The organism is Acidovorax bellezanensis, assembly GCF_025421555.1.
GTDB classification, from domain to species: Bacteria; Pseudomonadota; Gammaproteobacteria; order Burkholderiales; family Burkholderiaceae_C; genus Comamonas; species Comamonas bellezanensis.
Genome location: NZ_JAODYH010000005.1, coordinates 378,117 through 402,855 on the forward strand (window position 1 = coordinate 378,117; position 24,739 = coordinate 402,855).

Below are 24,739 nucleotides of genomic sequence, written 5' to 3' on the forward strand. Positions count from 1 at the left end.
AAGCCGTGAACCGGGCAAACTGCTCCTCTGCGGCTTCGTCGCTTCCCTCTCTCAGAGGGGGACGACACACTCACTTTTTGTCTGCCTATGCATCCCGTTCTGCAATTGATCAGCCAACGTTTCCAGCATGCCCAGCCCGGCGTGGCTGGTGCGGCCCACACTTCCACTCCCGCCCAGATGGTGACCAGCGTGCCTGGCACCAGCGCCGTGGTGCTGGATTCGCCGCACAGCGGCACCTGGTACCCCGACGACTTCGGTTCCTGCCTGCCCCTGGCCACCCTGCGCCAGGCGGAAGACACGCACGTGGAGAAAATCTACGCGTTCGCGCCTTCGCTGGACGTGAGCTGGGTGGAAGCGCATTTCCCGCGCATCTACCTCGATGCCAACCGTGACACCACGGAAGTCGACACGGGCATGATCGATGGCGACTGGCCCCTGCCGGTCACCACCGACCCCGTGGTGCTGCAGAAAGTGCGTCTGGGCAAGGGCCTGATCTGGAAGTTCACGGATGCGGGCGTGCCGATCTATGAGCGCCAGCTGTCGGTGGACGAGGTGCTGGCGCGCATTGAGCGCTGCTGGAAGCCCTACCACGCGGCCGTGGCCAAGGCCATCGACGCCGCCCATGCGCGCCATGGCTACAGCATCCACATCAACTGCCACTCCATGCCGGCCGTGGCCGCCAGCCATGCGACCCTGCATCCCGGTCTGGTGCATGCGGATTTCGTCATCGGTGACCGCGACGGCACGACCGCCGACACGCGCTTGTCGGAGCACATCTGCGCCTTCCTGCGCGAACGCGGCTACAGCGTGGACTACAACCACCCCTACAAGGGCGTGGAACTGGTGCGCCGTTACGGCAACCCGGCCGACAACCGCCACAGCATCCAGATCGAAATCAACCGCAAGCTGTACATGGACGAGCAGACGCTGGCCCTGGACCAGACCGGTTACCTGCGCCTGACGGCCGATCTGCAGGCCCTGGTGGAAAACCTGCTGGCCTACGATCCGCGCGTCTGAACTGAAGCTCCCCCTGAGCCGCTCACGCGGCTCCCCCCTCTCAACCTTCGGTGGAGGGGGGCGGCACCCTCGCTGCGCGGCGGCGCTTGCTCGGTGCCCCTGGCTTGAGGCGCGCCAGTTTCGCAGGCTGCGGATGGTGCAAAAGCTATGTATCAATAAAAAACGGCCCGGTTCTTCCGGGCCGTTTTGCATGGGGCTCCAGACGGCCGTCAGGAGGTGTTGCAAGAACGCAGGCGCTTGTCGCCCAGCATCGGCAGCGCTTCGACCTGCTGGCGCAGTGCGGGCGTGGCCGCGGGCAGGCGCAGCACGAAACCGTGCTTGTCCGGACGTTCCTGCACCACGCGGGCGCTGCGCACGCCTTGGCGCACCAATTGGGTCAGTTCGCGCGTCGCGGCTTCCTCGCTGGAGAAACGGCCCAGCGACAGGCCGGGCTCGAGCGCACCGCCGGCGCGGTCGTGGTCGAGCTTGCGAACGCGCAGCTCGGCGCGCTTTTTCTCCAGCGCCTGGCTGTCGGCGAACTTGCCCATGTAGACCATCCAGCGGCCGGGCGTGGTCGTCGGCGTGATGTTCCAGCTGCCGTCGGGCAGTTGCAGGGCCAGCGCGCGGCGCAGCGCGTCCGACTGGTCTTCGTCGTAGATGCCGGCCTGCAGGCACTGGGCAGGGCCCGCTGTGTCGGCCGCGGGTGCGGCGGCGGCCGTGGCCTGGGCGGGCTCGGGCTGCGGCGCAGTCGGCGCCGGCTCGGCAGCGGGCTGCAGCAGCTGCAGCGCTTCGGGGCGCAGCTGTTGCTGCAGCCTTTCGGGCTCGCTGTGCTGCTGGGGCGCCCAGCCCAGGTTGGCGAGCACGCCCTGGCTCCAGGCGAAATAGCCGGCATTGGCCAGCAGCAGGATGAACACGGCGAGGCGCAGCATGGGGTCTTTCCGGGCGCGTCAGGCGGCGGATGCCGGCTGGGGACGCACGCTGATTTCGGAACTGGTCACTTCCAGCAGGCCGGTGGCGGTCTGCACCAGCAGCGCGCCATCGGGGCCTACGCCCTGGGCCAGGCCGCTGCTGCCGTCACTCAGGTTGACGATGCGTCCCTGCAGCAGGTCGCGCTGGGCAAACTGCGGGCGCACGGCGGCAAAGCCGTGCTGCGCAAACGCCTGCAGGGCCTGGACCAGCGGCGGCACGATGCGGCCCAGGGCCGTGGGCGCGTCGAGCGCGGGGTCGACTTCGCCCAGGCTGGCCGGCGCGGTGCGCAGGCCCTGGCCGTCGGGCGGGCGCACGTTCAGGCCCACGCCTATCACCACGTAGCGCGCCGGGCCGGCTGCGGACATGCCGCTGGCGGTTTCGATCAGGATGCCGCCCAATTTGCGGTCGCCTGTGAGCCACAGGTCGTTGGGCCACTTGAGGCCTACGCGCGGCGCGGCGTCGCCAGCGGCGGGCAGTTGGGGCTGCAGGCTCTGGGCCACGCTCACCCCCACGGCCAACGACAGGCCCGACCATTCGACGGGCGCCATCGGCAGTCCCAGCGAAAACGTCAGCGAATCCCCGACCTGGCTGACCCAGTCGCGGCCCAACCGGCCGCGGCCCGCGGTCTGGCTTTCGGTGACCAGCAAAATGGGTTCGCAGCGGCCGGCGCGCGCGCGACGCATCAGTTCGGTGTTCGTCGAGTCCACTGCGGGCAGGATTTCGACGGTAAAGCCTTCAAGCAGGGGGCTGACGGCCTGCCAAAGGGCCTCGGCGGGCCAACGGATGGGTGACGGGGCGAAAGTCATGCGGAGCGGCCTTCACGGGGCGTTGGCGGGGTGGCGGGGGCGTTGTCCCCGGGCATGGGCGGGCGCCAACCGCGCTTGGGAGCCAGCAGCGTGCCGCGGCAGTTGGCCGCGCCGCAGTAGCAGGGGTATTCGGCCTTGAGCTTGGCCGTGTAGCGCTCTTCGAGCATCAGGCCGTAGTCGTAGTTCAGCTCTTCGCCCGCGGCGATGTTGCGCAGCGCGGTGATGAAGATGCGGCCCGCGCGCTCGTCGGTGTAGCAGTTGGGGTTGCAGCTGTGGTTGATCCAGCGCGCGGAATTGCCGCCGTAGTTGGCGTCTATCACCCGGTCTTCGTCGACGTGGAAGTAGAAGGTGTGATTGGGCTGGCGCGGGTCGTGCGGGTGGCGGTCCTGGGCTTGCTGCCAGGAAATGATTTCACCCGTGTATTCAATGAGGACTTCGCCCTCGGCAATATCCTGCACGGCAAAGACGCCCTTGCCGTGGACGCCGGAGCGCCGTGTCTGTATGCGGCGCTGGGCCGGCGAAGAAGGCAGGGTGCGGGGCATTGGAATCTCTGATACTTTGAATATGCACACATGCGCGTGCGCGTGCACGCGTAAGACTGGATTGTAGAAGCGCTCGCCGGCCTTGATGGCGGGCGCCTGAAATGACGAGAACAACACAATGACAAAAACTCTGGTGATTGCCGAGAAGCCTTCCGTGGCGCAGGACATTGTTCGTGCCCTGACCCCGGTGGCGGGCAAGTTCGAGAAGCACGATGAATATTTCGAGAGCGACACCCATGTGGTGACCAGCGCCGTGGGCCATCTGGTGGAAATCCAGGCCCCCGAGGAATTCGACGTCAAACGCGGCAAGTGGAGCTTCGCCAACCTGCCGGTGATTCCGCCGTATTTCGACCTGAAGCCCGTAGACAAGACCAAGTCCCGCCTGAACGCCGTGGTGCGCCTGGCCAAGCGCAAGGACGTGACCCGCCTGATCAACGCCTGTGACGCGGGCCGCGAAGGGGAGTTGATCTTTCGCCTGATCGAGCAGTACGCCGGCGGCAACAAGCCCCTGGGCAAGCCCGTGCAGCGCCTGTGGCTGCAGTCGATGACGCCCCAGGCGATCCGCGCGGGCTTCGAGAACCTGCGCAGCAACGAGCAGATGCAGGGCCTGGCCGACGCCGCGCGCAGCCGCTCCGAAGCCGACTGGCTGGTGGGCATCAACGGCACGCGCGCCATGACGGCCTTCAATTCGCGCGACGGCGGCTTCTTCCTGACCACCGTCGGCCGGGTGCAGACCCCGACGCTGTCGGTGGTGGTGGAGCGCGAGGAAAAAATCCGCAAGTTCGTCAGCCGCGACTACTGGGAAATCCACGGCACCTTCGGTGCCCAGGCCGGTGCCTACCTGGGCAAGTGGTTCGATCCGAAGTGGAAGAAAAACGAAGACGCTGAAATGCGCGCCGACCGCGTCTGGAGCCAGGTCGAAGCCCAGGCCATCGCCGATGCCGCGCGCGGCAAGCCGGCCGTGGTGACGGAAGAAAGCAAGCCCACGACCCAGGCCTCGCCGCTGCTGTTCGACCTGACCAGCCTGCAGCGCGAAGCCAACGGCAAGTTCGGCTTCTCGGCCAAGACCACGCTGTCCATCGCCCAAAGCCTGTACGAGCGCCACAAGGCGCTGACCTATCCGCGTACCGATTCGCGCGCCCTGCCCGAAGACTATCTGCCCGTGGCCCAGCAGACCTTCGAGATGCTTGCCAAGAGCGGCATGCGCCACCTCGAGCCCTTCGCCCAGCAGGCGCTGGACAGCAAGTATGTGCGGCCCACCAAGCGCATCTTCGACAACAGCAAGGTGTCGGATCACTTCGCCATCATCCCGACCACCCAGGCACCGAGCGGCCTGAGCGAGACCGAGCAGAAGCTGTACGACCTGGTGGTGCGCCGCTTCATGGCGGTGTTCTTCCCCAGCGCCGAGCACCAGGTCACGACCCGCATCAGCCGCGTCGAAGACCAGCATTTCAAGACCGAAGGCAAGGTCCTGGTCAAGCCGGGCTGGCTGGCGATCTACGGCAAGGAAGCCGCGCACGAAGTGGAAGACGCCAAGGACGGCGACAAGGGCCAGAATCTGGTGCCGGTGCAGCCGGGCGAGCAGCCGCTGGCCGAGTCTGTCGACCCCAAGGGCCTCAAGACCAAGCCCCCGGCCCGTTATTCGGAAGCCACGCTGCTGGGCGCGATGGAAGGCGCTGGCAAGCAGATCGAGGACGAGGAACTGCGCTCCGCCATGCAGGAAAAAGGCCTGGGCACGCCAGCCACGCGCGCGGCCATCATCGAAGGCCTGCTGACGGAAAAGTACATGCTGCGCGAAGGCCGCGAGCTGATTCCCACGGCCAAGGCGTTCCAGCTGATGACGCTGCTGCGCGGCCTGGGCGCGGAAGAGCTGTCGCGCGCCGATCTGACGGGCGAGTGGGAATACAAGCTGTCGCAAATGGAAAAAGGCCAGCTCTCGCGTGAAGCTTTCATGCAGGAGATCGCGGCCATGACCGAGCGCCTGGTCAAGAAGGCCAAGGAATACGACCGCGACACCATTCCGGGCGACTACGCCACGCTGGCCACGCCTTGCCCAAACTGTGCTGGCGTGGTCAAGGAAAACTACCGTCGCTATGCCTGCACGGGCGCTGACGGCGCGGGCGCGGGCTGCGGCTTCTCGTTCACCAAGTCGCCGGCCGGCCGGACGTTTGAAACGCGCGAGGCCGAAAGCCTGCTGCGCGATCGGCGCATAGGCCCGCTGGACGGCTTCCGCTCCAAGGCCGGCTGGCCTTTCGTGGCCGAAGTGGCCATCGTGCGCGACGAGGAAAACAACAACTACAAGCTGGAATTCGATTTCGGCGACGACGCCAATTCGGAAGACACGGGCGAGATCGTCGACTTCTCCAGCCAGCAGCCCTTGGGCCCTTGCCCCAAGTGCTCTGCGCCGGTGTTCGAGCGCGGCAGCAACTATGTCTGCTCCAAGGCCGTGCCCACGCTGGACCAGCCCACGCCCAGCTGCGACTTCAAGAGCGGCCAGATCATCCTGCAGCAGCCGATCGAGCGCGAGCAGATGGTCAAGCTGCTGGCCACGGGCAAGACCGATCTGCTGGAGAAGTTTGTCTCCAACCGCACGCGGCGTGCCTTCAAGGCATTCCTGGTCTGGGATGGCACCGAGGGCAAGGTGAACTTCGAGTTCGAGCAGCGCGAGTCCAAGTACCCGGCGCGCAAGACGGCAGCGGGCGCTGCAGCGAAGAAGGCCCCGGCCAAGAAGGCGGCGGCAGTCAAGAAGGCACCGGCGGCGAAGAAGGCGGCGGCAACCAAGACTGCTGCCACCAAGACGGCTGCCGCAGTCAAGGCGCCGCGCAAGGTCGCGGCCAATCTGACGCCCAGCGCCGAGCTGGCGGCGGTGATTGGCGGCGACAAGGTCGCGCGCACCGAAGTCATCAAGAAGATCTGGGACTACGTCAAGGCCAACAACCTGCAGGACGCGGCCAACAAGCGCGCGATCAATGCCGACGCCAAGCTCAAGCCGGTGTTCGGCAAGGAGCAGATCACGATGTTCGAGCTGGCCGGCATCGTCGGCAAACATTTGAGCTGAGTGGAAGAGGGGGGCGTGGCGCACAGCCTCGCGTCCCCGCTGAAAGGTGAGAGAACGGTTGTCTTATAAGATGGCGCTATGCCTGAATTTCATGACACCGCTTCCGTGACTCTGCCTTCCGCTGCCGCCCCGCAGGCGGCGCAGCGCCTGACCGATCGCCCGCGCTCGCTGGCCCATGGCCTGGTCGAGCTGCTGGAAGCGCAGTTCCGCGCGGGCCAGATCGCGCCCGAGACCAAGCTGCCGACGGAGTCGGCACTGATGCAGACCTACGGCGTGAGCCGTACCGTGGTGCGCGAAGCCCTGTCCAGCCTGCAGGCGTCGGGCTGGGTCAAGACCCGGCACGGCGTGGGCAGCTTTGTGCAGGCGCAAAGCCGCACGCCGGTGTTTGCGCTGAGCACGCAGCAGCGCGATACCTTGCACGAAGTGATTGCCACGCTGGAGCTGCGGGTGGCGGTGGAGTCGGAGGCCGCAGCGCTGGCCGCGCAGCGCCGCACCGAGCCGCAGCTGCAGGCCTTGCGTGCAGCCCTGGTGCAGTTCCAGGCGGCGCTGGCGCAGGGCGTGGACAGCGCTGCGCAGGACTATGCGTTCCACCTCGAGCTCGCGCGCGCCACCCACAATCCGCGTTTCGTCGACCTGCTGGCCACGCTGGGCGTGAATGGCATTCCCCGCGCCCGCCTGAGCGACGCGGATGTGCCGGGAACGGCGCAGCGCGGCTACCTGCAGCGCGTGCAGGCTGAGCACGAAAGCATTTACCAGGCCGTCGCCGACCAGGACCCCGAGGCCGCGCGCGCGGCCATGCGCACCCACCTGGTCAACAGCCGCGAGCGCCGCCGGCGTGCGCTGGAAGAGGCGGCGGGCTGATAAGAAGCACCCCCTGAGCCGCTTCGCGGCATGGGCCGCCCCGTCTTCCCCCTGAGGGGGACGACATCCTCGCTGCGGGGCGGCCCTTGCTCGATGTCCCTTTGCTGGGCCACGCCGGTTGCAGAGGCCGTGGGCTTGGAGCGCCGGCAGTGAGCGCTCATCTCGGGGAAAACCCCTGGTTGTTCCTGTCATCTTGAGTTGTACGATGACTGATCACAATAATCCCAGGAGACTTTCATGTTGCGACGCACTCTCACGCTGCTGGCCGGTTTCGCGTTGGCCTTGCCCGCGCTGGCCTGGCCTGACAAGCCGATCAACGTGATCGTTCCTTTTCCCGCGGGCGGTTCGACCGACACGCTGGCGCGGGCGCTGGCCACGCAGATGCAGGGCATGCTGGGGCAGAGCGTGGTGGTGGAAAACAAGCCCGGTGCGACCGGCACCATCGGTGCGGGCCAGGTCAAGCGAAGCCCGGCCGACGGCTATACGCTGCTGGTCTCGTCGCTGGGCCCGCTGGTCATCGCGCCCTATCTGATGAAGAGCGTGCCCTATGACGCCGGCAAGGACTTCGACCTGCTGACCGTGGCCGTGCAGGCGCCCAACCTGCTGGTCGTGCCCGCGGCCTCGCCGTACAAGACCCTGGCCGACGTCGTCGCCAGCCTCAAGGCCCACCCCGGCAAGATGAGCTTTGCCTCGTCGGGCAATGGCTCGTCCGACCACCTCACGGCCGAACTGTTCTGGCAGCAGACCGGCACCCAGGGCACGCACATCCCCTACAAGGGCGGCGCGCCGGCCATCACCGATCTGCTGGGCGGCCAGGTCGATACCTCGTTCCAGAACATCAATGCGGTGATCCAGCATGTGCGCGGCGGCAAGCTGCGGGCCCTGGCCATCACTTCCGAAAAGCGCTCCCCGCTGCTGCCCGAAGTGCCCACGCTGGGCGAGTTGGGCGTGAGCGGCGCGAACGTCTATTCCTGGCAGGCCGTGGCCGCGCCCAAGGGCCTGCCCGCGGACGTCAAGGCCAAGCTGCATGGCGCGCTCATGACCGCGCTGCGCGATCCTGGCCTCCAGCAGCGCTTCGTCGATGTCGGCTTTGAAGTCGTGGCCAGCACTCCCGAGCAGTTCACCGCATTCCAGGCCCGTGAAGCGGCGCGCTGGAAGAAGGTGATCGAAGTGGGAAAAATCACGGCGGACTGAAAGACAACGCGCCGGACCGCGGAGCCTGCTTTGCGGCAGGCGCGGCCCCTCCCTTTTTGAAAGACTTTCATGCGACCCAACCCCTTGCGCGCCCACTGGCGCAACAACCAGGCCGTGGTCAACGGCTGGCTGGCTGTGCCCAACAGCTTCAGCGCCGAAGTCATGGCCCACCAGGGCTGGGACAGTCTGACCATAGACCTGCAACACGGCGTGGTGGACTATGCCCAGATGGTGCCCATGCTGCAGGCCATTTCGACCACGCCCACGGTGCCCGTGGTGCGCGTGCCCTGGCTTGATCCCGCCCATTTGATGAAGACGCTGGACGCCGGCGCCTACGGCGTGATCTGCCCCATGATCAACACCCGCGAAGACGCGCAGAAACTCGTCGCCTGGACCAGTTACGCGCCGCGCGGCACGCGCAGCTTCGGGCCGGTGCGTGCCTTGCTTTATGGCGGCGCCGACTACCCGACCGAAGCCAACGACACCATCGTGCGCTTTGCCATGATCGAGACCGCGCAGGCGCTGGACAACCTGGACGCCATCCTGTCGGTGGAAGGCCTGGACGCGGTCTACATCGGCCCCAGCGATTTGTCGCTGTCGCTGGGCTGCCGCCCCACGTTCGACGATGTCGACCCGCCCGTGGCCCAGGCCATCGCCCATGTGCTCGAACGCGCCACGGCCCATGGCCTGGTCGCGGGCATCCACAACGGCACGCCGGAATCGGCGCGCGCACGCGTGGCCGCGGGCTTTCGTTTTGTCACCGTCTCGTCCGATGCCCGCCTGCTGGCGGCGGGTTCGCAGGACTTACTCAAGCAGATGCGCGCTCCCGTGGGCGCGCCAGGAGTTGCAGCATGAAGATTGGATTCATTGGTCTGGGCATCATGGGCACGCCCATGTGCGGCCGCCTCATCGACGCCGGCCACAGCCTGTACGTCAAAAGCCGCCGTGCGGTGCCTGAAACACTGCTGCAGGCCGGCGCCAGCGCTTGCGGCAGCGCCCGCGCCGTGGCCGAGCAGGCCGAGGTGATCATCCTCATGCTGCCCGATACGCCCGACGTCGAAGGCGTGCTGTTCGGTGAGGACGGCGTCGCCCAGGGGCTGTCCGCCGGCAAGGTGGTGGTCGACATGAGCTCCATCTCGCCGATTGACACCAAGCGCTTTGCCGAGCGCATCATCGCGCTGGGCTGCGAGTACGTGGATGCACCGGTCTCGGGTGGCGAAGTCGGCGCCAAGGCCGGCACGCTGACCATCATGGTCGGCGCCACCGACGCTGGTTTCGCGCGCGTGCAGCCGCTGTTCCAGGCCATGGGCAAGAACATCACCCATGTCGGCGGCCATGGCGACGGCCAGACCTGCAAGGTGGCCAACCAAATCATCGTCGCGCTCAATATCGCTGCCGTGGGCGAGGCCTTGGTGTTTGCGCGCAAGGCCGGTGCCGATCCAGCCAAGGTGCGCCAGGCGCTGCTGGGCGGTTTTGCGTCGAGCCGCGTGCTCGAAGTGCATGCCGAACGCATGATTGAGCGCAAGTTCGCGCCGGGCTTTCGCATCGGCCTGCACCAGAAGGATCTGGGCCTGGCCTTGTCGGGCGCGCGCGCGCTGGGCATGGCGCTGCCGGGCACGGCCCAGGTCGCGCAGCTGATGCAGGTCTGCGCCGCCCATGGCGCGCAGGACCTGGACCACAGCGCACTGGTCCAGGCGATCGAGATCATGTCCGACCAGACCCTGGACTGATTGTTAACATGGATGGGTTGCAGTCGCCTGCAGCTCATCCACTGGCCGCCGCAATGCGCTACGCTGTAGCCATGGCCATTACCACCGCTTCCCCGTTCTCGCCCGACGTTTCCACGCCGGCACGCGCGCTGCGCCTGGAAGGCAGCAGCAACTTCCGCGACCTCGGCGGTTACGCCGGCGCCGATGGACGGCACCTGCAATGGCGGCGCATTTTTCGCTCCGACCATCTGGCCGACCTGTCGGCCGACGACCTGCAGACCCTGGCCGGCCTGGGCATAGGCCATACGGTGGACTTTCGCGGTGTCCGCGAGCGGGCCACGCAAAGCTATGCCTGGCCGCAGTTCACCCGGCACGCTTTCATGATCGAGCCCACGGTGGTGCAACGCACCCAGGCGCTGCTCGAAGCCGGCAGTGAGTTGACGCCGGCAGTGACCGTGGAGCTGATGAAAGAGACCTACCGCAGCTTCGTTTTCGACAATGCCGACCGCTTTGCGCGCCTGTTCCAGCTGCTGCTGCACAGCGATGCGCCGCTGGTGTTTCATTGCACGGCGGGCAAGGACCGCACGGGCTGGGCCGCGGCGCTGATCCTGCGTGCACTGGGCGTGTCGCGCGATGAAGTGATGGAAGACTATCTGCTGACCAATGCGCTGTACCAGGGGCCGGCCGCGGCCGCCGCGGTGGTTGCCTCCGGCCGCCTGCCGCGCGACGTGCTGGAAGTGCTGTGGCGCGTGCAGGCGCCGTTCCTGGACAGCGCGCTGGACTTGGTGGAGCGTGAGCATGGCGGCATGGACCGCTACCTGGCCGAAGTGCTGGGCATGGACCGTGCGGCGCGCGCCCAGCTGGCAGCACGTTACTTGGAATGAGCGCCGCGGCACATCCCGTTACCCCTCGCGGCCGTTGCCAGTCGCGTACGGCCTTAGGATCAAGGCTTGTCTGACGGGGAGTACTGATGAAGATTTACATGCGATGGTGCGCCGCTCTGGCGCTGGCCGCCGGTCTGGCGGGTTGCGCGGGCGGCAGTCCGGTCCAGGGGGCTGGCGACAGCAGCCGCAGCGGCGTGACGGTGTTCGGTGATATCGACGTGGGTGTGAGCAGGGTACGGTGAGCCCCCCTGAGCCGCTGACGCGGCTTCCCCCTGAGGGGGACGACAGCCTCGGTGCGGGGGGCCCTTCCTCGCTGCCTCCTTGCTGGGGCGAGCCAGTTGCATAGGCAGTAGGCGTTGCAAGTGCTGAAAAACTGCGATGCCTCAGCCCCCGTGGAGCCTGATTTCCTCGTCCACTTCGGCGTGGATGGCCTGTAGCCGGGCCGAGGGCGGCGCGTCCAGCCGGCTCACCGCGAGGATGGCCAGGGTGGCTAAGCCGAATCCCGGCACCATTTCATAGAGTTTGAACCACTGATAGTGCTGCCAGACCAGCACCGTCACCGCGCCGACCACCATGCCGGCGAGCGCGCCGTAGCGCGCCGTAGCGCGCCGTAGCGCGTCATGCGCGGCCCGGTCGCCCGTGCCGCGCGGGCCACCGCCATAGGCCCTGCCAACAATTCTAGAAGTGTGGTTGCGGCCGGAGCTTGGCGCAGACGCCCTGCGTCGGGCGTGGCTTTTCTGGTGACAGACCTCGAGTGAAGAAATTCACAAGCTTCTATAGTCTAAGGCTATCGAATTCATGAAAGTTAACGATATTTTGCATTGCGTTATTGCTTATCCACATTTGTGACCCGATGTTTAGTGCATCCTCAGGGCCGGGAAATTGAGCCCATTTTTTACTTTGATCGCATTTGATGGAAACCGACCACACCACACCCACCAAGACGCCGGAGCATCGCCTGCAGGACGCTGCCGATGCGTCGCATGCCGCCAGGCCTTGGGCGGTGGCCGGCAGGCAGCCGCAGGCGTCGGAGTCCTCCGACCAGGCGCCGCGCAAGCGCTGGTATCTGCCGGTACGCGCCAAATTCAGCCTGGCGCTGCTGGTGGGTCTGGCATGGGGCGTGATGGCGCATATGCTGGCGCAGCCGTGGATACGGGACTTCTCGACGGTCGTGGGCCCCGAGGTGGCCTATCTGGCCATTTACGGCATTGCCGTGATTCCGGGCTTCATCAATGCCTTCCTGGTGGTCAGCCTGCTGCTCGACCGTCGGCCCCGATTCCTGCCGGATATCGCCGCGCAGGATCTGCCGGCCATCACCATCCTGGTGGCGGCCTACAACGAAGAACAGAACATCCTCAGCACGCTGGAGAGCATCGAGCGCCAGGAGTACCCGGGAGAGTTTCGCGTCATCGTCATCAATGACGGCTCCACCGACGGCACGCTGGCCCGGCTGCAGAGCGTTTCCTATCCCTGGTTGCAGGTGCTGGACATGGGCAAGAACGTGGGCAAGGCGAATGCGCTGAATGCGGCGCTGAAGCTGGTCGATACGCCGCTGACCTTGACGGTTGATGGCGACAGCTATCTTTTCAAGGACGCCCTGCTCAACCTGGTCAAGCGCTATATGAGCGATCCGCCCAACACGCGGGCCGTGGCCGGTGCGGTGCTGGTGCGCAACTCACGCACCAACCTGGTCACCAAGGTGCAGGAATGGGACTATTTCCACGGCATCGCGGCGATCAAGCGCCTGCAAAGCATGTACCAGGGCACGATGGTGGCCCAGGGCGCGTTTTCCGCCTATGACACAGCCGTGCTCAGGAGCCTGGGCGGCTGGCCGCACACGGTGGGCGAAGACATCGTGGTGACCTGGGCTATCCTGCGCGCGGGCTGGCGCGTGGGCTTCGCCGAGAATGCCTGCCTGTTCACCAATGCGCCCGAGACCTGGGGGCAGTTCATCCGCCAGCGTCAGCGCTGGTCGCGCGGCCTGATCGAAGCTTTCAAGCTGCACTGGCCCATGCTGTTCCAGTTCCGCATGAGCACCTTGTTCGTCTGGTGGAATCTGCTGTTTCCCTACATGGACCTGGCGTACTCCCTGTTTTTCGTGCCGGGTCTGGTCCTGGCGCTGTTCGGCATCTACTGGATTGCCGGGCCGATGACGCTGCTGGTGCTGCCTGCGGCCATGCTGGTGAACTATCTGATCTTTCGCATCCAGTCGCGCATGTTCGTCGAGCAGGGCCTGAAAGTGCGCAGCAACCCGGTCGGATTTGTAATTTACGCCTTGTTTTACAGCATCATCCTGCAGCCGGCATGCGTCTGGGGCTATGTGCATGAAGTGGTCAGCCGGACCAAGAATTGGGGAACAAAATGAGTGGGTACAAGAATGCTTTCTGGCTGTGGTGTGGCGCGGGCCTGCTGCCGCTGGCGGCCACGGCGCAAGGCCTGGTCGCGCCGCTGCCGGCGGTTTCCGCTGGCGTGGACGTGAGCAACGACTCCGACGGCTTCCGCGTGTTCAAGCCCTGGACCCAGTACGAAGCGGCTTCGGGCTGGGGACTGCGGGCCGGCTGGCAGCGCTACAGCATGGACGACTGGTCCGCCACCGGCCGCAGCCTGCTGCTCACGCACCGTCGCGATACGGCGCAATACAACTGGATGGCCCAGCTCGGCGCCAACACCACGGCGGGCCATACGCAAGCCGTGGGTTCGCTCGATGCCATGCACCGCCTGGGCGATACCACTTCCCTGGGCGTGAGCCTGGAGCGCAATGTGGTCGATTCACGCCGGGGCATAGATGCCGGCCTGAACTACAACGCGGCCATGCTGGTGCTGGACCAGCAGCTCCACCCGCGCCTGTCGCTGGGCGTGGCTGCGGGCAGTACCTGGTTTTCCAACGACAACCGGCGCGATATTCTGCGCACGCGCTGGACGTTCACGCTCGACGAAGACCGCGGCTGGTATGCCTATGTCAAGACGCGCAACTACCGCAACAGCGATCCCTACCGCCCCGAGTATTTTTCGCCGGCGCGTCTGCATGACGCGTCGCTGGGCCTGCTGTGGCGCACGGCGCTGACCGACAAGGTGGTGATCAGCGCCCATGTGGACAGCGGCCGCCAGGTCATCGATGGCGAGGGGCAGGCGGCCTGGAGCGCGGGCCTGTACCTGTCGTCGCCGCGCCGTGCGGCCGTGCAATGGAAAGTCGGCCTGGAGTCCAGCCAGGACCATGCCTCGGCCTTGCAGGCGTCGGCGGGCGGCTACCGCTACACCAGCGCCGTGGCGCAGGTGCGGCTGCCGTTTTGAGACGCACCCCCTGAGCCGCTTCGCGTCTTCCCCCTCTCAACCTTCGGTGGAGGGGGACGGCAGCCTCGGTGCGGGGCGGCCCTTCCTCGCTGCCCCCTCGCTGGGCCACGCTGTGGGCAACTGATTAATCCATTGATATTTTTGCCGATTCGGCGACGGTCTTCCAATGGGTGACGTCCTTGCCGAGCTGGGTCTTGAACTCATCGGGCAAGGACCCCACGGGGATCAGCCCCATCTCGGTCAGGCGCTTGTTGAGTTCGGGGGACTTGACGATGGCCGCCACTTCCGCGCCCACCTTGTCCACGATGGGCTTGGGTGTGGTGCCTGGCAGGAACATGGCAAACCAGCCATTGGCTTCCAGGCCGGGGAAGCCGGACTCGGTCATGGTCGGTACCTGCGGCAGGGCAGGGTGGCGCTGGGCGCCGGTGACGGCCAGGATATTGAGCTTGTTGGACGTGATGTGGGGGTAGGCGGCCGTGGCATCGACCAGGGCCAGCGTCACCTGCCCGCCCAGCAAGGCCACCATTTCCGGACCCGAGCCCTGGTAGGGGATATGGGTCAGATCGATGCCGGCTTTTTGCTTGAAGCGCTCGCCGTTCATGTGCGACGAAGTGGCGTTGCCATAGCTGCCGTAGTTGAATTTGCCCGGCGAGGCCTTGGCCTGGTCGACAAACTGCTGCAGGGTGGTGATGCCCGAGCTGCGCGGCACCATCAGCAGATCCGCGGACTTGGCGATCTGTGACACCGGCGTCAGGTCGCTGAGCTTGTAGGGCACCTTCTTGTACAGCGCCGGAATCTGCGCCACGGTGGTGATGCCCAGCAGCATGGTGTAGCCGTCACCGGGGGCCTTGGCCGCGATGTCGTTGCCCAGGATGCCGCTGGCGCCGGGCTTGTTTTCCACGACCACCGATTGGCCCCAGCGCTGCGTCAGCTGGGTGCCGATGAGGCGGGCAATGATGTCGGTGCCGCCGCCCGCGGGGTAGGGCACGATGAGGCGGATGGGCTTGCTGGGATAGTTGTCCTCGGCCTGCGCGGCAGGCATGCCGCAGGCGGCTGCCAGCGCGATCAGGGGCAGCCATTGGGCCAGGTTCTTGTGCGGGGTGATTGCCATGGTGGTGCTTCCGTTGTGCTTGAAAAAGTTACAGGGTGCGGGCGATGATTTCTTTCATGATCTCGTCGCTGCCGCCGTAAATGCGGCCCACGCGGGCATCGGTCCAGGCGCGGCCCACCTGGTACTCCGTCATGTAGCCGTAGCCGCCATGCAGCTGCAGAAACTCGTCGAGCAACTGGTTTTGCAGGGCCGTGGCATTGAGCTTGACCATGGCGGCGCGCTCGGGTGTGAGTTCATGGCGCAGGTGCAAGGCCATGCAGTCGTCGACGAACACGCGCAGCATGGTCGCCTTGGCCTTGGCTTCGGCCAGCTTGAAGCGCGTGTTCTGGAACTCGAACACCGTCTGGCCGAAGGCCTTGCGCTCGCGCGTGTAGTCGACGGTCTTCTGCAGGAAGGCTTCTATCGACATGGCCGCGCGCACGGCGACGACCAGGCGCTCCTGTGCCAGCTCCTGCATCAGGTACTTGAAGCCCATGTTCTCCTCGCCCAGCAGGTGGTCGACCGGCACTTTGACGTTGTCAAAGAACAGCTCGGACGTGTCCTGCGCCATCAGCCCGATCTTCTCCAGCTTGCGGCCCTTGCTGAAGCCCGGTGTGCCGGCCTCCACGACGATCAACGACACGCCCTTGGCGCCGAGTTCGGGCGCGGTCTTGGCCACGACGATGACCAGCTCGGAGTTGATGCCGTTGGTGATGAAGGTCTTGCTGCCGTTGATGACGTAATGCTGGCCATCGCTGGTTTTCTGGGCCGTGGTGCGCACGGACTTCAGATCGCTGCCCGCGCCGGGCTCGGTCATGGCGATCGCGCCTATCATCTCGCCCCGGGCCATGGCCGGCAGCCAACGGTCTTTCTGTGCCTTGCTGCCATAGGTGTGGATGTAGGGAGCGACGATGTCCGAATGCAGCGGAAAGCCCAGTCCGCTGGCGCCGGTGCGGGCGATCTCCTCGATCAGCACCGCGGCATGGCCGAAGTCGCCGCCGCCGCCGTAGGGCTCGGGCAGCAGGGTGTTGAGCAGGCCTTCGCGGCCGGCCTTGCGCCAGACTTCCTTGGGCACCAGCCCCTGGCGCTCCCACTCGGCATGGAAGGGCACGACTTCTTTTTCGAAAAAGCGGCGCACCTGCTCGCGGAAGGATTCGTGGTCTTCACGGTAGACCGTGCGTTGGATCAGATTTTGCATGGATGGGGATGGGTTCAGTGGTTGGATGCATCGCGCAGCGCAAAGCCGGCTTGCGGCTCTTCGCGGTAGCGTTCCTTGAGCTTGCGGCGCAGCAGCTTGCCGGTCTCCAGCCGGGGCAGGGCGTCGATGAAGACCATGCGCTGCGGCAGCTTGATCCGGGACAGTGCATCGGTCGCCTGCTCCGCGATGGCACGGGCCGTGGTCTGCGATGCCGCTATGCCTGGGCGCAGCACCACGGCGGCCAGGGGCTGCTCGCCAAAGTCGGGGTGGGGCACGCCCACCACGGCCACTTCCAGCACGCTGGGGTGGCGGGCCAGGGCGTTCTCGATTTCCTGCGGGTAGAGGTTGACGCCCCCCGAGAGGATCAGGTCGGCCCGGCGGTCGCTGAGGAACAGATAGTTGTCGGCGTCCACATGGCCGATGTCGCCGTAGGTGACCCAGCCGCGGTCGTTGATGGCCTGGCGCGTCTTTTCCTCGTCGTTGAGGTAGCGAAACTCGCCGCCGCCGGAGAAATACACCTGGCCGATATCGCCCGCGGGCAGCTCGTGGCCGTCGTCGTCCACGATATGCACTTGCCCGGTCGTGGCCCGTCCCACCGAGCCGGGGCGCTGGCGCCACTCAGCCGAAGAAATCATGGTGGTGCCGCAGCCTTCGGAGCCGGCGTAGTACTCCAGCAGGATGTCGCCCCACCAGTCCAGCATGCTGTTCTTGACCGCTATCGGGCAGGGCGCGGCCGCGTGGATGGCCATCTGGTGGCTGGAAAGGTCGTACTGGTGCCGCACGGCGTCGGGCAGCTTGAGCAGTCGGCCGAACATGGTCGGCACCCACTGGCTGTGCGTGACGCGCCAGCGCTCGATCAGCAAAAGCGCCCGCTCGGCGTCGAAGCGCTCCATGATCACCGCCTGGCCGCCGAGCTCCAGCACGCGCAGCGTGTAGCGCAGGGGCGCGGCATGGTACAGCGGCGCAGGGGACAGATAGACCGTGTTCTCGCCCATGCTCAACAGGCGCGCCGTGCCCAGGGCTTCGGGGTTGAGCTGGCCACGCAGATGGGCGGGCAGCAGCGGCTTGAGCACACCCTTGGGCCGGCCCGTGGTGCCCGACGAATACAGCAGGTCACGCCCCAGGGGCCTATCGCTGAAATCCGCCTGCGGGCCCTGCAATGTCGTCTGCAGTGCCGCTTGCAACGATGGCGCTTGCGGCGTGGCTTCGTCCACCGTCCAGCAAGGCCGAGGGCGGGTGGTCTGCAGCGCGCTGAGCTGGGACAGGGTCTTGCTGGACGCCACCATCAGCTTCGCGCCGCTGTCCTCCACGATATAGGCCACTTCCGGGGGCGTGAGGTGGGTGCTGAGAACCGCGGCATACAGGCCCGCATGCTGGGCCGCCAGCACCAGGGCCAGGATCTCGATGCGGTTTTCCAGCAGCACGGCAAAGCTGTCGCCGGCTTGCAGTCCTTGCTGCGCCAGCCACTGCGCCATGCGCTGGGCCTGCTGTGCCAGCTCGCCAGCCGTACAGCGCTGGTCCTGGTCGGCCATGATGACCACTACCCGGTCGGGAGCCGCGGATGCGCGGCCAAAAAAATCCTGCATGTCTGTCACCCCTTTTGCCCCAGGCGCTCCGGGTGCGCCATCCGATGTGAAACCACGGTTTCTCAGGCCTTGAATAGGCTCTCAAGAACGTCTGCAGGGATTTTTTCAGGCAAGCCGCGCAGTGCGCACCGGGAAAATACGGTGTTCACTACAAACGAAGAAGGGGGGAGATAAGCCCTCTGGATTATTCGTTCGATGGAGATAGAGTCACTTGGCCACACCGTCAAAATACGGTGTTCAGCAAAGACGAAGGCCGACGGGGAGGATTTAAAGGAATATTGGTTTCGTAGAAATCAATTGAGCGATTATGAAAAATCCCGTTATCGTTGATGCCATTCGCAGCCCCATGGCCCGGGCCAAGCCCGATGGCGCACTGGCCCAGCTCCATCCCGTGGATCTGCTCTCGCAGGTGCTGGAGCAGCTGGTGTCCCGCAACAAGCTAGACCCCGGTGCGGTGGATGACGTCATCTGCGGCTGCGTCAGCCAGGCGGGTGAACAGGCCGGCACGCCAGGGCGTCTGGCCTGGCTGGCCGCGGGTCTGCCGGCGCATGTGCCGTCCACCACCATCGACCGCAAGTGCGGCTCCAGCCAGCAGGCCGTGCATTTCGCGGCCCAGGCCATCATGGCCGGCACGCAGGACATCGTGATCGCCTGCGGCGTGGAGTCCATGAGCCGCGTGCCCATGGGCACCTCGCGCATGGGCAAGAACACCACCGGCGCGCGCTTCGATGCGCGTTACGCGCCCGGCCTGGTGGGCCAGGGCGTCTCGTCCGACCTGGTGGCCGCCAAATGGGGGCTGTCACGCCGGGAAATGGATGAATATGCGGCCCGCTCCCACTTGCGCGCCCATGCCGCGCAGACCCAGGGCCTGTTCGAGCGTGAAATCGTCGGCATCGATACGCCCCTGGGCCGCGTGCTGGCGGACGAGACGATTCGCGCCGGCACCACAGCGGACAAACTCGCCGCCCTGAAGGCGGTGTTCGAGAGCGAGGAGCTGTCCGCGCGCTTTCCGCAAATCCAGTGGAACACCACGGCCGGCAATGCCTCGCAGATGACCGATGGCGCGTCCGCCATGCTGATCATGAGCGAAGAGCGTGCCCAGCAGCTGGGCCTGCGCCCGCGTGCGCGCTTCGTGGCCTTCGACGTGGTCGGTGACGACCCGCTGTACATGCTCACCGCGCCCATCCCGGCCACGCAGCGCGTGCTGGCCAAGGCGCGCATGACGCTCAACGACATCGCCCATTACGAGATCAACGAGGCGTTCGCCTCGGTGCCCATGGCCTGGCAAAAGGAGCTGCGCGCCGACGGCGAGCGCCTGAATCCGCGCGGCGGCGCCATCGCCCTGGGCCACCCGCTGGGCGCTTCGGGCATACGCCTGATGACCACCATGCTGCACGCGCTGGAAGACAGCGGCGAGCGCTACGGCCTGCAGTCCATGTGCGAGGCCGGCGGCATGGCCAACGCCACCATCATCGAACGTCTTTAAGCATTGATTTGAACGCTGCAGGTGCCCGAAAAATGGGCACTTGCCAGCCAGCAGAAGGAAAAAAAATGAAGTTGCAACAAGGAATGACCGCATTGGTCACGGGTGGGGCCTCGGGCCTGGGTGAAGCCTCGGTGCATGCACTGCTGGAGCGCGGCCTGAACGTCGTGGCCGTGGACCTGAACGATGAGCGTGGCCAGGCCCTGGAGCAACAGTATCCGGGCCGCGTGCGCTATGTGAAGGCCGATGTGTCCGACGCCGAGCAGATGGCCCAGGCGATTGCGACGGCCGAGGATTTCGGCGACTTCCGCGCGCTGGTGCACTGCGCCGGCATCGGCGGTCCGCTGCGCCTGATCGAGAAGGACGGCAGCCCCGGCTCGCTGGACAAGTACGTCAACATCCTGCGCGTCAACCTGATCGGCACGTTCAACGTGCTGCGCCTGGCTGCCGTGAGCATGGCCAAGAACGAGCCCATCGACGGCGAGCGCGGCGCCTGCGTGCTCACCGCTTCGGTGGCGGGCTACGAGGGCCAGATCGGCCAGATTCCCTACGCCTCCTCCAAGGCCGGCGTGATCGGCATGACCATCGTCGCCGCGCGCGACCTGGCGTCCAAGTTCATCCGCGTCTGCACCATTGCTCCCGGCCTGTTCGACACGCCTATCCTGGCCAAGCTGCCCGAAAACGTGCGCCAGTCGCTGGGCGCCTCCGTGCCCCACCCCGCGCGCCTGGGTCACCCCAACGAATACGCGCTGACGGCGCTGCACATCCTGGAGAACCCCATGCTCAACGGCGAAACCATTCGCCTGGATGGGGCTATTCGGATGCAGCCGCGGTGAGGTAGAGAGCACCCCCTGAGCGGCTTACGCCGCTCCCCCCTCGAGGGGGGCGGCAGCCTCGCTGCGCGTCGGCGCTTGCTCGCTGCCCCCTTGCTGGGGCGCGCCAGTTTCAAAGGCTGCGTATATCGACGCTGTTTTCATCATCAGGAGCTCATTCATGTCCGAACCCCAGAACTTCGCAGGCCGCCACGTTTTTGTGGCGGGTGGCAGCAGCGGCATCAATCTCGGCATCGCCCAGGCGTTCGCGCGTGCGGGTGCGCGTGTGACGGTGATCAGCCGATCGGCCGAGAGGGTGGAGGAGGCCGCCGCGGGGCTGCGTGCACTGGGCGCGCAGGCGCTGGGCATCAGCGCCGACGTGCGTGACGCCGCGGCGGTGGATGCCGCGCTGCGCCAGTCGCATGCGCAGTTCGGTGAGATCGACGTGCTGATTTCGGGCGCGGCGGGCAACTTCATTTCCCCCGCGGCGGAACTCTCGCCCAATGGTTTCAAGACGGTGATCGACATCGACTTGAACGGCACCTTCCATGTGCTGCGCATGGCCTATCCCCTGCTGAGGAAACCGGGCGCCAGCGTCATCAATATTTCCGCGCCCCAAGGCGTGAACCCCACCATGTACCAGGTGCATGCCTGCGCCGCCAAGGCCGGCATCGAAATGATGACGCGCGTGCTGGCCATGGAGTGGGGCGAAGTGGGCGTGCGCGTCAACGCCATCTCGCCCGGCCCTATCGCCGACACCGAAGGCATGCGCCGGCTCGCGCCTTCGCCCGAGGCACTGGCCGGCATGCTGGCCAGCGTGCCCTTGCAGCGCATGGGCAGCGTGCAGGACATCGCCGATATGGCGCTGTTCCTGTCGTCGCCGCAGGCAGGCTTTGTGACGGGTACCGTGATTCCCGTCGATGGCGGCTCCTCGCTGCGCGGCGGCCGGGACATGCGTGCCTCCTTTGTGCCCAGGAGCGCCGAATGAGCGAGGGCTATCAGCGCATACGCTTTGGCGTGGAAGAAGGCGTGGCCACGCTGGTGCTGGCCAACCCGAAAAAACGCAATGCTTTCGATCCTGAAATGCGCGTGGAAATGTGTGAAGTGGTGCGCCAGGTGCAGAGCGACCCGGCCATTCGCGCCCTGGTCCTGACCGGGGATGGCGAGCATTTCTGCTCCGGTGGCGACCTGGGCAATATTGCCGCCAGCGGTCTGGACAATGCCGGCTGGCGCCGGCGCCTGGGCAGTCTGCACGACTGGCTCAAGGACTTGATGCAGCTGGACAAGCCCGTGATCGCGGCCGTCGATGGCGCGGCCTACGGCGCGGGTTTCAGCCTGGCCCTGGCGGCGGATTTCATCATCGCCAGCACCCGCGCGCGCTTTGCCATGTCGTTCATCCGCGTGGGCGTGGTGCCCGACTGCGCGGCCTTCTACACCCTGCCGCGCATTGTCGGCGTGCACCGGGCGCGCGAGCTGATGCTGTCGGGGCGCGAAGTCCCGGCGCAGGAAGCGCTCGCCCTGGGCATTGCCTCTGAGCTGGTCGCCCCCGAGGCGCTGCAGGCCCGCGCCCAGGCCATCGCGCGCAGTTTTGTCGGCGCTTCGCCGGTGGCGCTGAGCCTGATCAAGCGCTCCCTGTCGCTGGCCGCGACGGATCTGGCGTCTTTGCTGGAGCAGGAAGCCAACGCCCAGGCCCTGGCCATGGGCACGCCCGAACACCGGGAGGCGGTGCGCTGCTTTCTGGAAAAGAAGCCCATGCCCTTCCAGTGGCCTGAGGCCTAGGGGCTGGGCTCGGCTGGCGGCGCCGTGGGCGGCCAGCCCATGCCCGGCGTGAGCGGCAGCAGGGGCGTGCTTTCCTCGATCACTTCTTCGGGCATGGGCAGGCCCGTGGCCGGCACGGTGGTGATGCGCGCCGGCGCGGTGTCCGCCGGCAGCTCGGGCGCGGGCTCAGGGGCTTGCGGCGCAGGGGCCGGCTGCTTGGACGCCGGGTTCGGGGCAGGGGGCGCGGGCGTCCACCATTGCTTCCAGCGTGCCCGCAGCGCTTCGCCCAGTCGGTGCCACCAGTGGTTGTTCTCGGGCGCGACAAAGGTGGCCTGGGCGTCGATCACGCGGGCGCGCAGCGCCTTGGCGGTGAGGTCGCCGACCATGGGCAGGGCACTGCGCGCGCCCTGGCCCCAATGGTCGTTGCGCAGGCTGATGCGGCTGTCGTTGAAGCCGGCCCAGGCGCCCACCACCAATTCGGGGTGCATGAGAATGAACCAGCCATCGGCATTGCCTTGCGTGGTGCCGGTCTTGCCCGCGACATCGCCGCGTATGCCGTACTGCTGGCGGATGGCCCGCCCCGTGCCCTTGTTGATGACGCCGCGCAGCATGTCGACCAGCTCGTAGCTGAGCTGGCCGTCGAGTGCTTCCTCGGACTTGGTGGGCGCGAATTCGGCCAGCAGCTCGCCGTCGCGGTTTTCAATCCGCGTGACCCACATCGGCTCCTGATAGCTGCCCCCGTTGGCCAGCGTGCCATAGGCGTTGACCATCTCCTTGAGCGTGACCGGGCTGCTGCCCAGGGCCAGGGCCGGAACCGGGTCCAGCGGGCTCTGGCGCACGCCCAGGGCGCGGGCCAGCTGGACCACCTTGGCCGGACCGACTTCCTGCATCAGGGCGGCGGTGATGGTGTTCTTGGAATAGGCCAGGGCGTCGGCCAGCGTCATGTCCTTGCCGCTGGGCGCCGAGGCATCGCTGGGGCGCCAGACTTCGCCGCCGGCGAGTGCAATTTCCACGGCCTGGTCGGGGCGCTTGTCCTCGGGATTCATGCCTTTTTGCAGCGCGGCGCCGTAGACAAAAGGCTTGAACGTAGAGCCCGGCTGGCGGCGGGCCTGTTGCACATGGTCGAAGCCGTCGATGGTGAAGTCGCGGCTGCCGACCCAGGCGCGCACGGCGCCCGTGGCCGGGTCCATGGCCAGCAGACCGGCTTGCACGCGCGTCTTGTCGGTGCGCAGGCGGCGCATGAAGGCCTTGTCGGCCAGCAGGGCCTTGAGGGCGGCGTCCGCGTCCGGCGCTGTCTTCAGCGCTGCACGGTACTCGGGGGACTCGCGCACCAGGGTCTGGACCAGCGGGCTGGCGGGGTTCCAGCCGTCACGCTGGTTCCAGCCGGCGTCGGCAATGCCTTGCAAGCTGCGGCCCTGGCGCGCCACGGCCTGGTTGGCCCAATTCTGCAGGCGCGCGTCGAGCGTGGTGTGCACCACCAGCCCGTCGGTGTAGATGTTGTAGTCGTTCTTGTCGGCCCAGGAAATCAGCCATTTGCGCAGCTGCTGCGCAAAGTGGGGCGCGGGGCCCGTGGGTTCTTCCTGGCGTTCGAAATCGATGCGCAGCGGCCGCTTCTTGAGCTGCACGAAGGTGGCGTCCAGAAGCACGCCGCGCTTGACCATCTGCGACAGCACCGTATTGCGCCGCGCCAGCGAACGCTCGGGGTTGAGCACCGGGTTGTAGTAGCTCGTGCCCTTGAGCATGCCGACCAGGGTCGCCGATTCCAGTACGCTGAGCTGGCCGGCCGACTTGTCGAAATAGGTGCGCGCCGCCATCTCTATGCCGTAGGCGTTGTAGAGAAACGGCACGGTGTTGAGATAGGTTTCGAGGATCTCCTGCTTGGAGTAGAGCGCCTCGATCTTGAACGCCGTGATCGCTTCCTTGAGCTTGCGCGTGAGCGTGGGCGCGCGGCCGATTTCCGTGGGGTAGAGGTTGCGAGCCAGCTGCTGGGTAATGGTCGAGCCGCCTTGCCGGTCGCCGCCCAGCGTATAGACGAAGGACGACGCCGTGCGCCGCCAGTCCAGGCCATGGTGGTCGTAGAAGCGGTGGTCTTCGGTGGCGATCAGCGCCTGGACCACGGACGGGGCAATCTGGTCCAGCCCGACCCAGGTGCGGTTGCTGCGCTTGAAAATCGCCAGTTCCTTGCCGTCCTGGCTCAGGATCTGCGCGGGCTGCTCCAGCCTGGCCTTGCGGATATCGCGGATGCCGGGCGTGAACGGAATCAGCACCAGCACATACAGCAGGCACAGGGCCGGAATGGCGGCCAGGCCCCAGGCCCATTGCCGGGAGGTGGGCGCGCGTTGGGGCCAGTGGGGCCAGGCTTGCACACGTTGCCATGCCGCGGCCGCGCGGGCGGGTATCTTCAAGTCGTTCACGGAAAAGCGCACAGAGGAGGAGCAGGCCAGGCTGCTGAAAATCCAAAGGGCGCAGTTTGGCTGAAAAAAAGGCAGCGCGCTTGGTTGC

Annotated in this window: 22 protein-coding genes; 14 read left to right on the plus strand and 8 right to left on the minus strand. The window is 66.4% G+C overall.

What is annotated here, in order from left to right:
* The first annotated feature begins 87 nt into the window (after positions 1–87).
* On the plus strand, positions 88–1,017 hold the full coding sequence (locus N0K08_RS13205; RefSeq protein WP_261500841.1) for an N-formylglutamate amidohydrolase: 930 nt from the start codon (positions 88–90) through the stop codon (positions 1,015–1,017).
* A 209-nt stretch (positions 1,018–1,226) separates the two neighbouring features.
* Here N0K08_RS13205 and N0K08_RS13210 read toward each other — a convergent pair whose 3' ends face one another.
* Genes N0K08_RS13210 through N0K08_RS13220 form a run of 3 tightly spaced genes read right to left on the minus strand, consistent with a single transcriptional unit; the run spans position 1,227 to position 3,313 of the window.
* On the minus strand, positions 1,227–1,925 hold the full coding sequence (locus N0K08_RS13210) for an SPOR domain-containing protein (protein WP_261500842.1): 699 nt from the start codon (positions 1,923–1,925) through the stop codon (positions 1,227–1,229).
* Positions 1,926–1,943: 18 nt separating this feature from the next.
* Positions 1,944–2,771 (minus strand): biotin--[acetyl-CoA-carboxylase] ligase, encoded by an 828-nt coding sequence (locus N0K08_RS13215; RefSeq protein ID WP_261500843.1) that lies wholly within the window; start codon positions 2,769–2,771, stop codon positions 1,944–1,946.
* A complete protein-coding gene (locus tag N0K08_RS13220) occupies positions 2,768–3,313 on the minus strand; it encodes an SET domain-containing protein (RefSeq protein WP_261500844.1) in 546 nt (181 codons plus the stop codon). Before N0K08_RS13220 ends, N0K08_RS13215 begins: the two co-directional genes overlap by 4 nt.
* Before the next feature lie 118 nt (positions 3,314–3,431).
* Here N0K08_RS13220 and N0K08_RS13225 point away from each other — a divergent pair, with 118 nt between their 5' ends.
* The 7 genes from N0K08_RS13225 to N0K08_RS13255 all read left to right on the plus strand — a co-directional run bounded on the left by N0K08_RS13225 (position 3,432) and on the right by N0K08_RS13255 (position 11,261).
* A complete protein-coding gene (locus tag N0K08_RS13225; protein ID WP_261500845.1) occupies positions 3,432–6,371 on the plus strand; it encodes a DNA topoisomerase III in 2,940 nt (979 codons plus the stop codon).
* Positions 6,372–6,476: 105 nt separating this feature from the next.
* Positions 6,477–7,232, plus strand: coding sequence for a FadR/GntR family transcriptional regulator (locus N0K08_RS13230; protein WP_315968002.1), 756 nt, complete (start codon positions 6,477–6,479; stop codon positions 7,230–7,232).
* A gap of 237 nt (positions 7,233–7,469) precedes the next feature.
* The gene (locus N0K08_RS13235) at positions 7,470–8,426 is read left to right on the plus strand and encodes a Bug family tripartite tricarboxylate transporter substrate binding protein (RefSeq protein ID WP_261500846.1); all 957 of its coding nucleotides are present in this window, start codon (positions 7,470–7,472) and stop codon (positions 8,424–8,426) included.
* Positions 8,427–8,495: 69 nt separating this feature from the next.
* Complete coding sequence (locus N0K08_RS13240; RefSeq protein WP_261500847.1) at positions 8,496–9,281, plus strand: HpcH/HpaI aldolase family protein; 786 nt, start codon at positions 8,496–8,498, stop codon at positions 9,279–9,281.
* Complete coding sequence (locus N0K08_RS13245) at positions 9,278–10,156, plus strand: 2-hydroxy-3-oxopropionate reductase (RefSeq protein ID WP_261500848.1); 879 nt, start codon at positions 9,278–9,280, stop codon at positions 10,154–10,156. Before N0K08_RS13240 ends, N0K08_RS13245 begins: the two co-directional genes overlap by 4 nt.
* A 71-nt stretch (positions 10,157–10,227) precedes the next feature.
* The gene (locus N0K08_RS13250) at positions 10,228–11,019 is read left to right on the plus strand and encodes a tyrosine-protein phosphatase (protein WP_261500849.1); all 792 of its coding nucleotides are present in this window, start codon (positions 10,228–10,230) and stop codon (positions 11,017–11,019) included.
* An 86-nt stretch (positions 11,020–11,105) separates the two neighbouring features.
* Positions 11,106–11,261, plus strand: coding sequence for a hypothetical protein (locus N0K08_RS13255; RefSeq protein WP_261500850.1), 156 nt, complete (start codon positions 11,106–11,108; stop codon positions 11,259–11,261).
* Between the two features lie 141 nt (positions 11,262–11,402).
* Here the strand turns inward: N0K08_RS13255 and N0K08_RS13260 are convergent, their stop codons facing one another.
* Positions 11,403–11,594 (minus strand): hypothetical protein, encoded by a 192-nt coding sequence (locus N0K08_RS13260; RefSeq protein WP_408642951.1) that lies wholly within the window; start codon positions 11,592–11,594, stop codon positions 11,403–11,405.
* A 338-nt stretch (positions 11,595–11,932) separates the two neighbouring features.
* On the opposite strand from N0K08_RS13260, the gene N0K08_RS13265 reads away from it, so the two are divergent.
* A complete protein-coding gene (locus N0K08_RS13265) occupies positions 11,933–13,384 on the plus strand; it encodes a glycosyltransferase family 2 protein (protein ID WP_261500851.1) in 1,452 nt (483 codons plus the stop codon).
* Positions 13,381–14,310, plus strand: a complete 930-nt coding sequence (locus tag N0K08_RS13270; RefSeq protein WP_261500852.1) for a hypothetical protein — start codon at positions 13,381–13,383, stop codon at positions 14,308–14,310. Before N0K08_RS13265 ends, N0K08_RS13270 begins: the two co-directional genes overlap by 4 nt.
* A 124-nt stretch (positions 14,311–14,434) precedes the next feature.
* On the opposite strand, the gene N0K08_RS13275 is transcribed toward N0K08_RS13270, so the two are convergent.
* The 3 genes from N0K08_RS13275 to N0K08_RS13285 are packed head-to-tail and all read right to left on the minus strand — an operon-like array spanning position 14,435 to position 18,184.
* Positions 14,435–15,421 carry a Bug family tripartite tricarboxylate transporter substrate binding protein gene (locus N0K08_RS13275; RefSeq protein WP_261500853.1) on the minus strand — a complete coding sequence of 329 codons (987 nt, stop codon included), beginning with the start codon at positions 15,419–15,421 and terminating at the stop codon, positions 14,435–14,437.
* A gap of 28 nt (positions 15,422–15,449) precedes the next feature.
* Positions 15,450–16,598 (minus strand): acyl-CoA dehydrogenase family protein, encoded by a 1,149-nt coding sequence (locus N0K08_RS13280; RefSeq protein ID WP_261500854.1) that lies wholly within the window; start codon positions 16,596–16,598, stop codon positions 15,450–15,452.
* A gap of 14 nt (positions 16,599–16,612) precedes the next feature.
* Positions 16,613–18,184: an AMP-binding protein gene (locus N0K08_RS13285; RefSeq protein ID WP_261500855.1), complete on the minus strand. Its 1,572-nt coding sequence runs from the start codon at positions 18,182–18,184 to the stop codon at positions 16,613–16,615.
* Between the two features lie 307 nt (positions 18,185–18,491).
* Here N0K08_RS13285 and N0K08_RS13290 point away from each other — a divergent pair, with 307 nt between their 5' ends.
* The 4 genes from N0K08_RS13290 (at position 18,492) to N0K08_RS13305 (ending at position 22,258) form a co-directional block, all read left to right on the plus strand.
* The gene (locus N0K08_RS13290) at positions 18,492–19,670 is read left to right on the plus strand and encodes a thiolase family protein (protein WP_261500856.1); all 1,179 of its coding nucleotides are present in this window, start codon (positions 18,492–18,494) and stop codon (positions 19,668–19,670) included.
* A 65-nt stretch (positions 19,671–19,735) separates the two neighbouring features.
* The gene (locus N0K08_RS13295) at positions 19,736–20,503 is read left to right on the plus strand and encodes an SDR family NAD(P)-dependent oxidoreductase (protein WP_261500857.1); all 768 of its coding nucleotides are present in this window, start codon (positions 19,736–19,738) and stop codon (positions 20,501–20,503) included.
* A 157-nt stretch (positions 20,504–20,660) separates the two neighbouring features.
* Positions 20,661–21,467: an SDR family oxidoreductase gene (locus tag N0K08_RS13300; protein ID WP_261500858.1), complete on the plus strand. Its 807-nt coding sequence runs from the start codon at positions 20,661–20,663 to the stop codon at positions 21,465–21,467.
* Complete coding sequence (locus tag N0K08_RS13305; RefSeq protein WP_261500859.1) at positions 21,464–22,258, plus strand: enoyl-CoA hydratase/isomerase family protein; 795 nt, start codon at positions 21,464–21,466, stop codon at positions 22,256–22,258. The genes N0K08_RS13300 and N0K08_RS13305 overlap by 4 nt, the downstream gene beginning before the upstream one ends.
* Here the strand turns inward: N0K08_RS13305 and N0K08_RS13310 are convergent.
* Positions 22,255–24,663 carry a penicillin-binding protein 1A gene (locus N0K08_RS13310; RefSeq protein WP_408642952.1) on the minus strand — a complete coding sequence of 803 codons (2,409 nt, stop codon included), beginning with the start codon at positions 24,661–24,663 and terminating at the stop codon, positions 22,255–22,257. The genes N0K08_RS13305 and N0K08_RS13310 overlap by 4 nt on opposite strands.
* Positions 24,664–24,739 lie beyond the last annotated feature (76 nt).

What these genes read in the sequence shown, in the direction of transcription:
- N0K08_RS13305 (WP_261500859.1), top strand. Translation starts at nt 21,464, where the DNA reads ATGAGCGAGGGCTATCAGCGCATACGCTTTGGCGTGGAAGAAGGCGTG.
- N0K08_RS13245 (WP_261500848.1), top strand. Translation starts at nt 9,278, where the DNA reads ATGAAGATTGGATTCATTGGTCTGGGCATCATGGGCACGCCCATGTGC.
- N0K08_RS13270 (WP_261500852.1), top strand. Translation starts at nt 13,381, where the DNA reads ATGAGTGGGTACAAGAATGCTTTCTGGCTGTGGTGTGGCGCGGGCCTG.
- N0K08_RS13210 (WP_261500842.1), bottom strand. Translation starts at nt 1,925, where the DNA reads ATGCTGCGCCTCGCCGTGTTCATCCTGCTGCTGGCCAATGCCGGCTAT.
- N0K08_RS13205 (WP_261500841.1), top strand. Translation starts at nt 88, where the DNA reads ATGCATCCCGTTCTGCAATTGATCAGCCAACGTTTCCAGCATGCCCAG.
- N0K08_RS13290 (WP_261500856.1), top strand. Translation starts at nt 18,492, where the DNA reads ATGAAAAATCCCGTTATCGTTGATGCCATTCGCAGCCCCATGGCCCGG.
- N0K08_RS13235 (WP_261500846.1), top strand. Translation starts at nt 7,470, where the DNA reads ATGTTGCGACGCACTCTCACGCTGCTGGCCGGTTTCGCGTTGGCCTTG.
- N0K08_RS13225 (WP_261500845.1), top strand. Translation starts at nt 3,432, where the DNA reads ATGACAAAAACTCTGGTGATTGCCGAGAAGCCTTCCGTGGCGCAGGAC.
- N0K08_RS13295 (WP_261500857.1), top strand. Translation starts at nt 19,736, where the DNA reads ATGAAGTTGCAACAAGGAATGACCGCATTGGTCACGGGTGGGGCCTCG.
- N0K08_RS13215 (WP_261500843.1), bottom strand. Translation starts at nt 2,771, where the DNA reads ATGACTTTCGCCCCGTCACCCATCCGTTGGCCCGCCGAGGCCCTTTGG.
- N0K08_RS13280 (WP_261500854.1), bottom strand. Translation starts at nt 16,598, where the DNA reads ATGCAAAATCTGATCCAACGCACGGTCTACCGTGAAGACCACGAATCC.
- N0K08_RS13275 (WP_261500853.1), bottom strand. Translation starts at nt 15,421, where the DNA reads ATGGCAATCACCCCGCACAAGAACCTGGCCCAATGGCTGCCCCTGATC.
- N0K08_RS13255 (WP_261500850.1), top strand. Translation starts at nt 11,106, where the DNA reads ATGAAGATTTACATGCGATGGTGCGCCGCTCTGGCGCTGGCCGCCGGT.
- N0K08_RS13220 (WP_261500844.1), bottom strand. Translation starts at nt 3,313, where the DNA reads ATGCCCCGCACCCTGCCTTCTTCGCCGGCCCAGCGCCGCATACAGACA.
- N0K08_RS13265 (WP_261500851.1), top strand. Translation starts at nt 11,933, where the DNA reads ATGGAAACCGACCACACCACACCCACCAAGACGCCGGAGCATCGCCTG.
- N0K08_RS13260 (WP_408642951.1), bottom strand. Translation starts at nt 11,594, where the DNA reads ATGGTGGTCGGCGCGGTGACGGTGCTGGTCTGGCAGCACTATCAGTGG.
- N0K08_RS13285 (WP_261500855.1), bottom strand. Translation starts at nt 18,184, where the DNA reads ATGCAGGATTTTTTTGGCCGCGCATCCGCGGCTCCCGACCGGGTAGTG.
- N0K08_RS13300 (WP_261500858.1), top strand. Translation starts at nt 20,661, where the DNA reads ATGTCCGAACCCCAGAACTTCGCAGGCCGCCACGTTTTTGTGGCGGGT.
- N0K08_RS13250 (WP_261500849.1), top strand. Translation starts at nt 10,228, where the DNA reads ATGGCCATTACCACCGCTTCCCCGTTCTCGCCCGACGTTTCCACGCCG.
- N0K08_RS13240 (WP_261500847.1), top strand. Translation starts at nt 8,496, where the DNA reads ATGCGACCCAACCCCTTGCGCGCCCACTGGCGCAACAACCAGGCCGTG.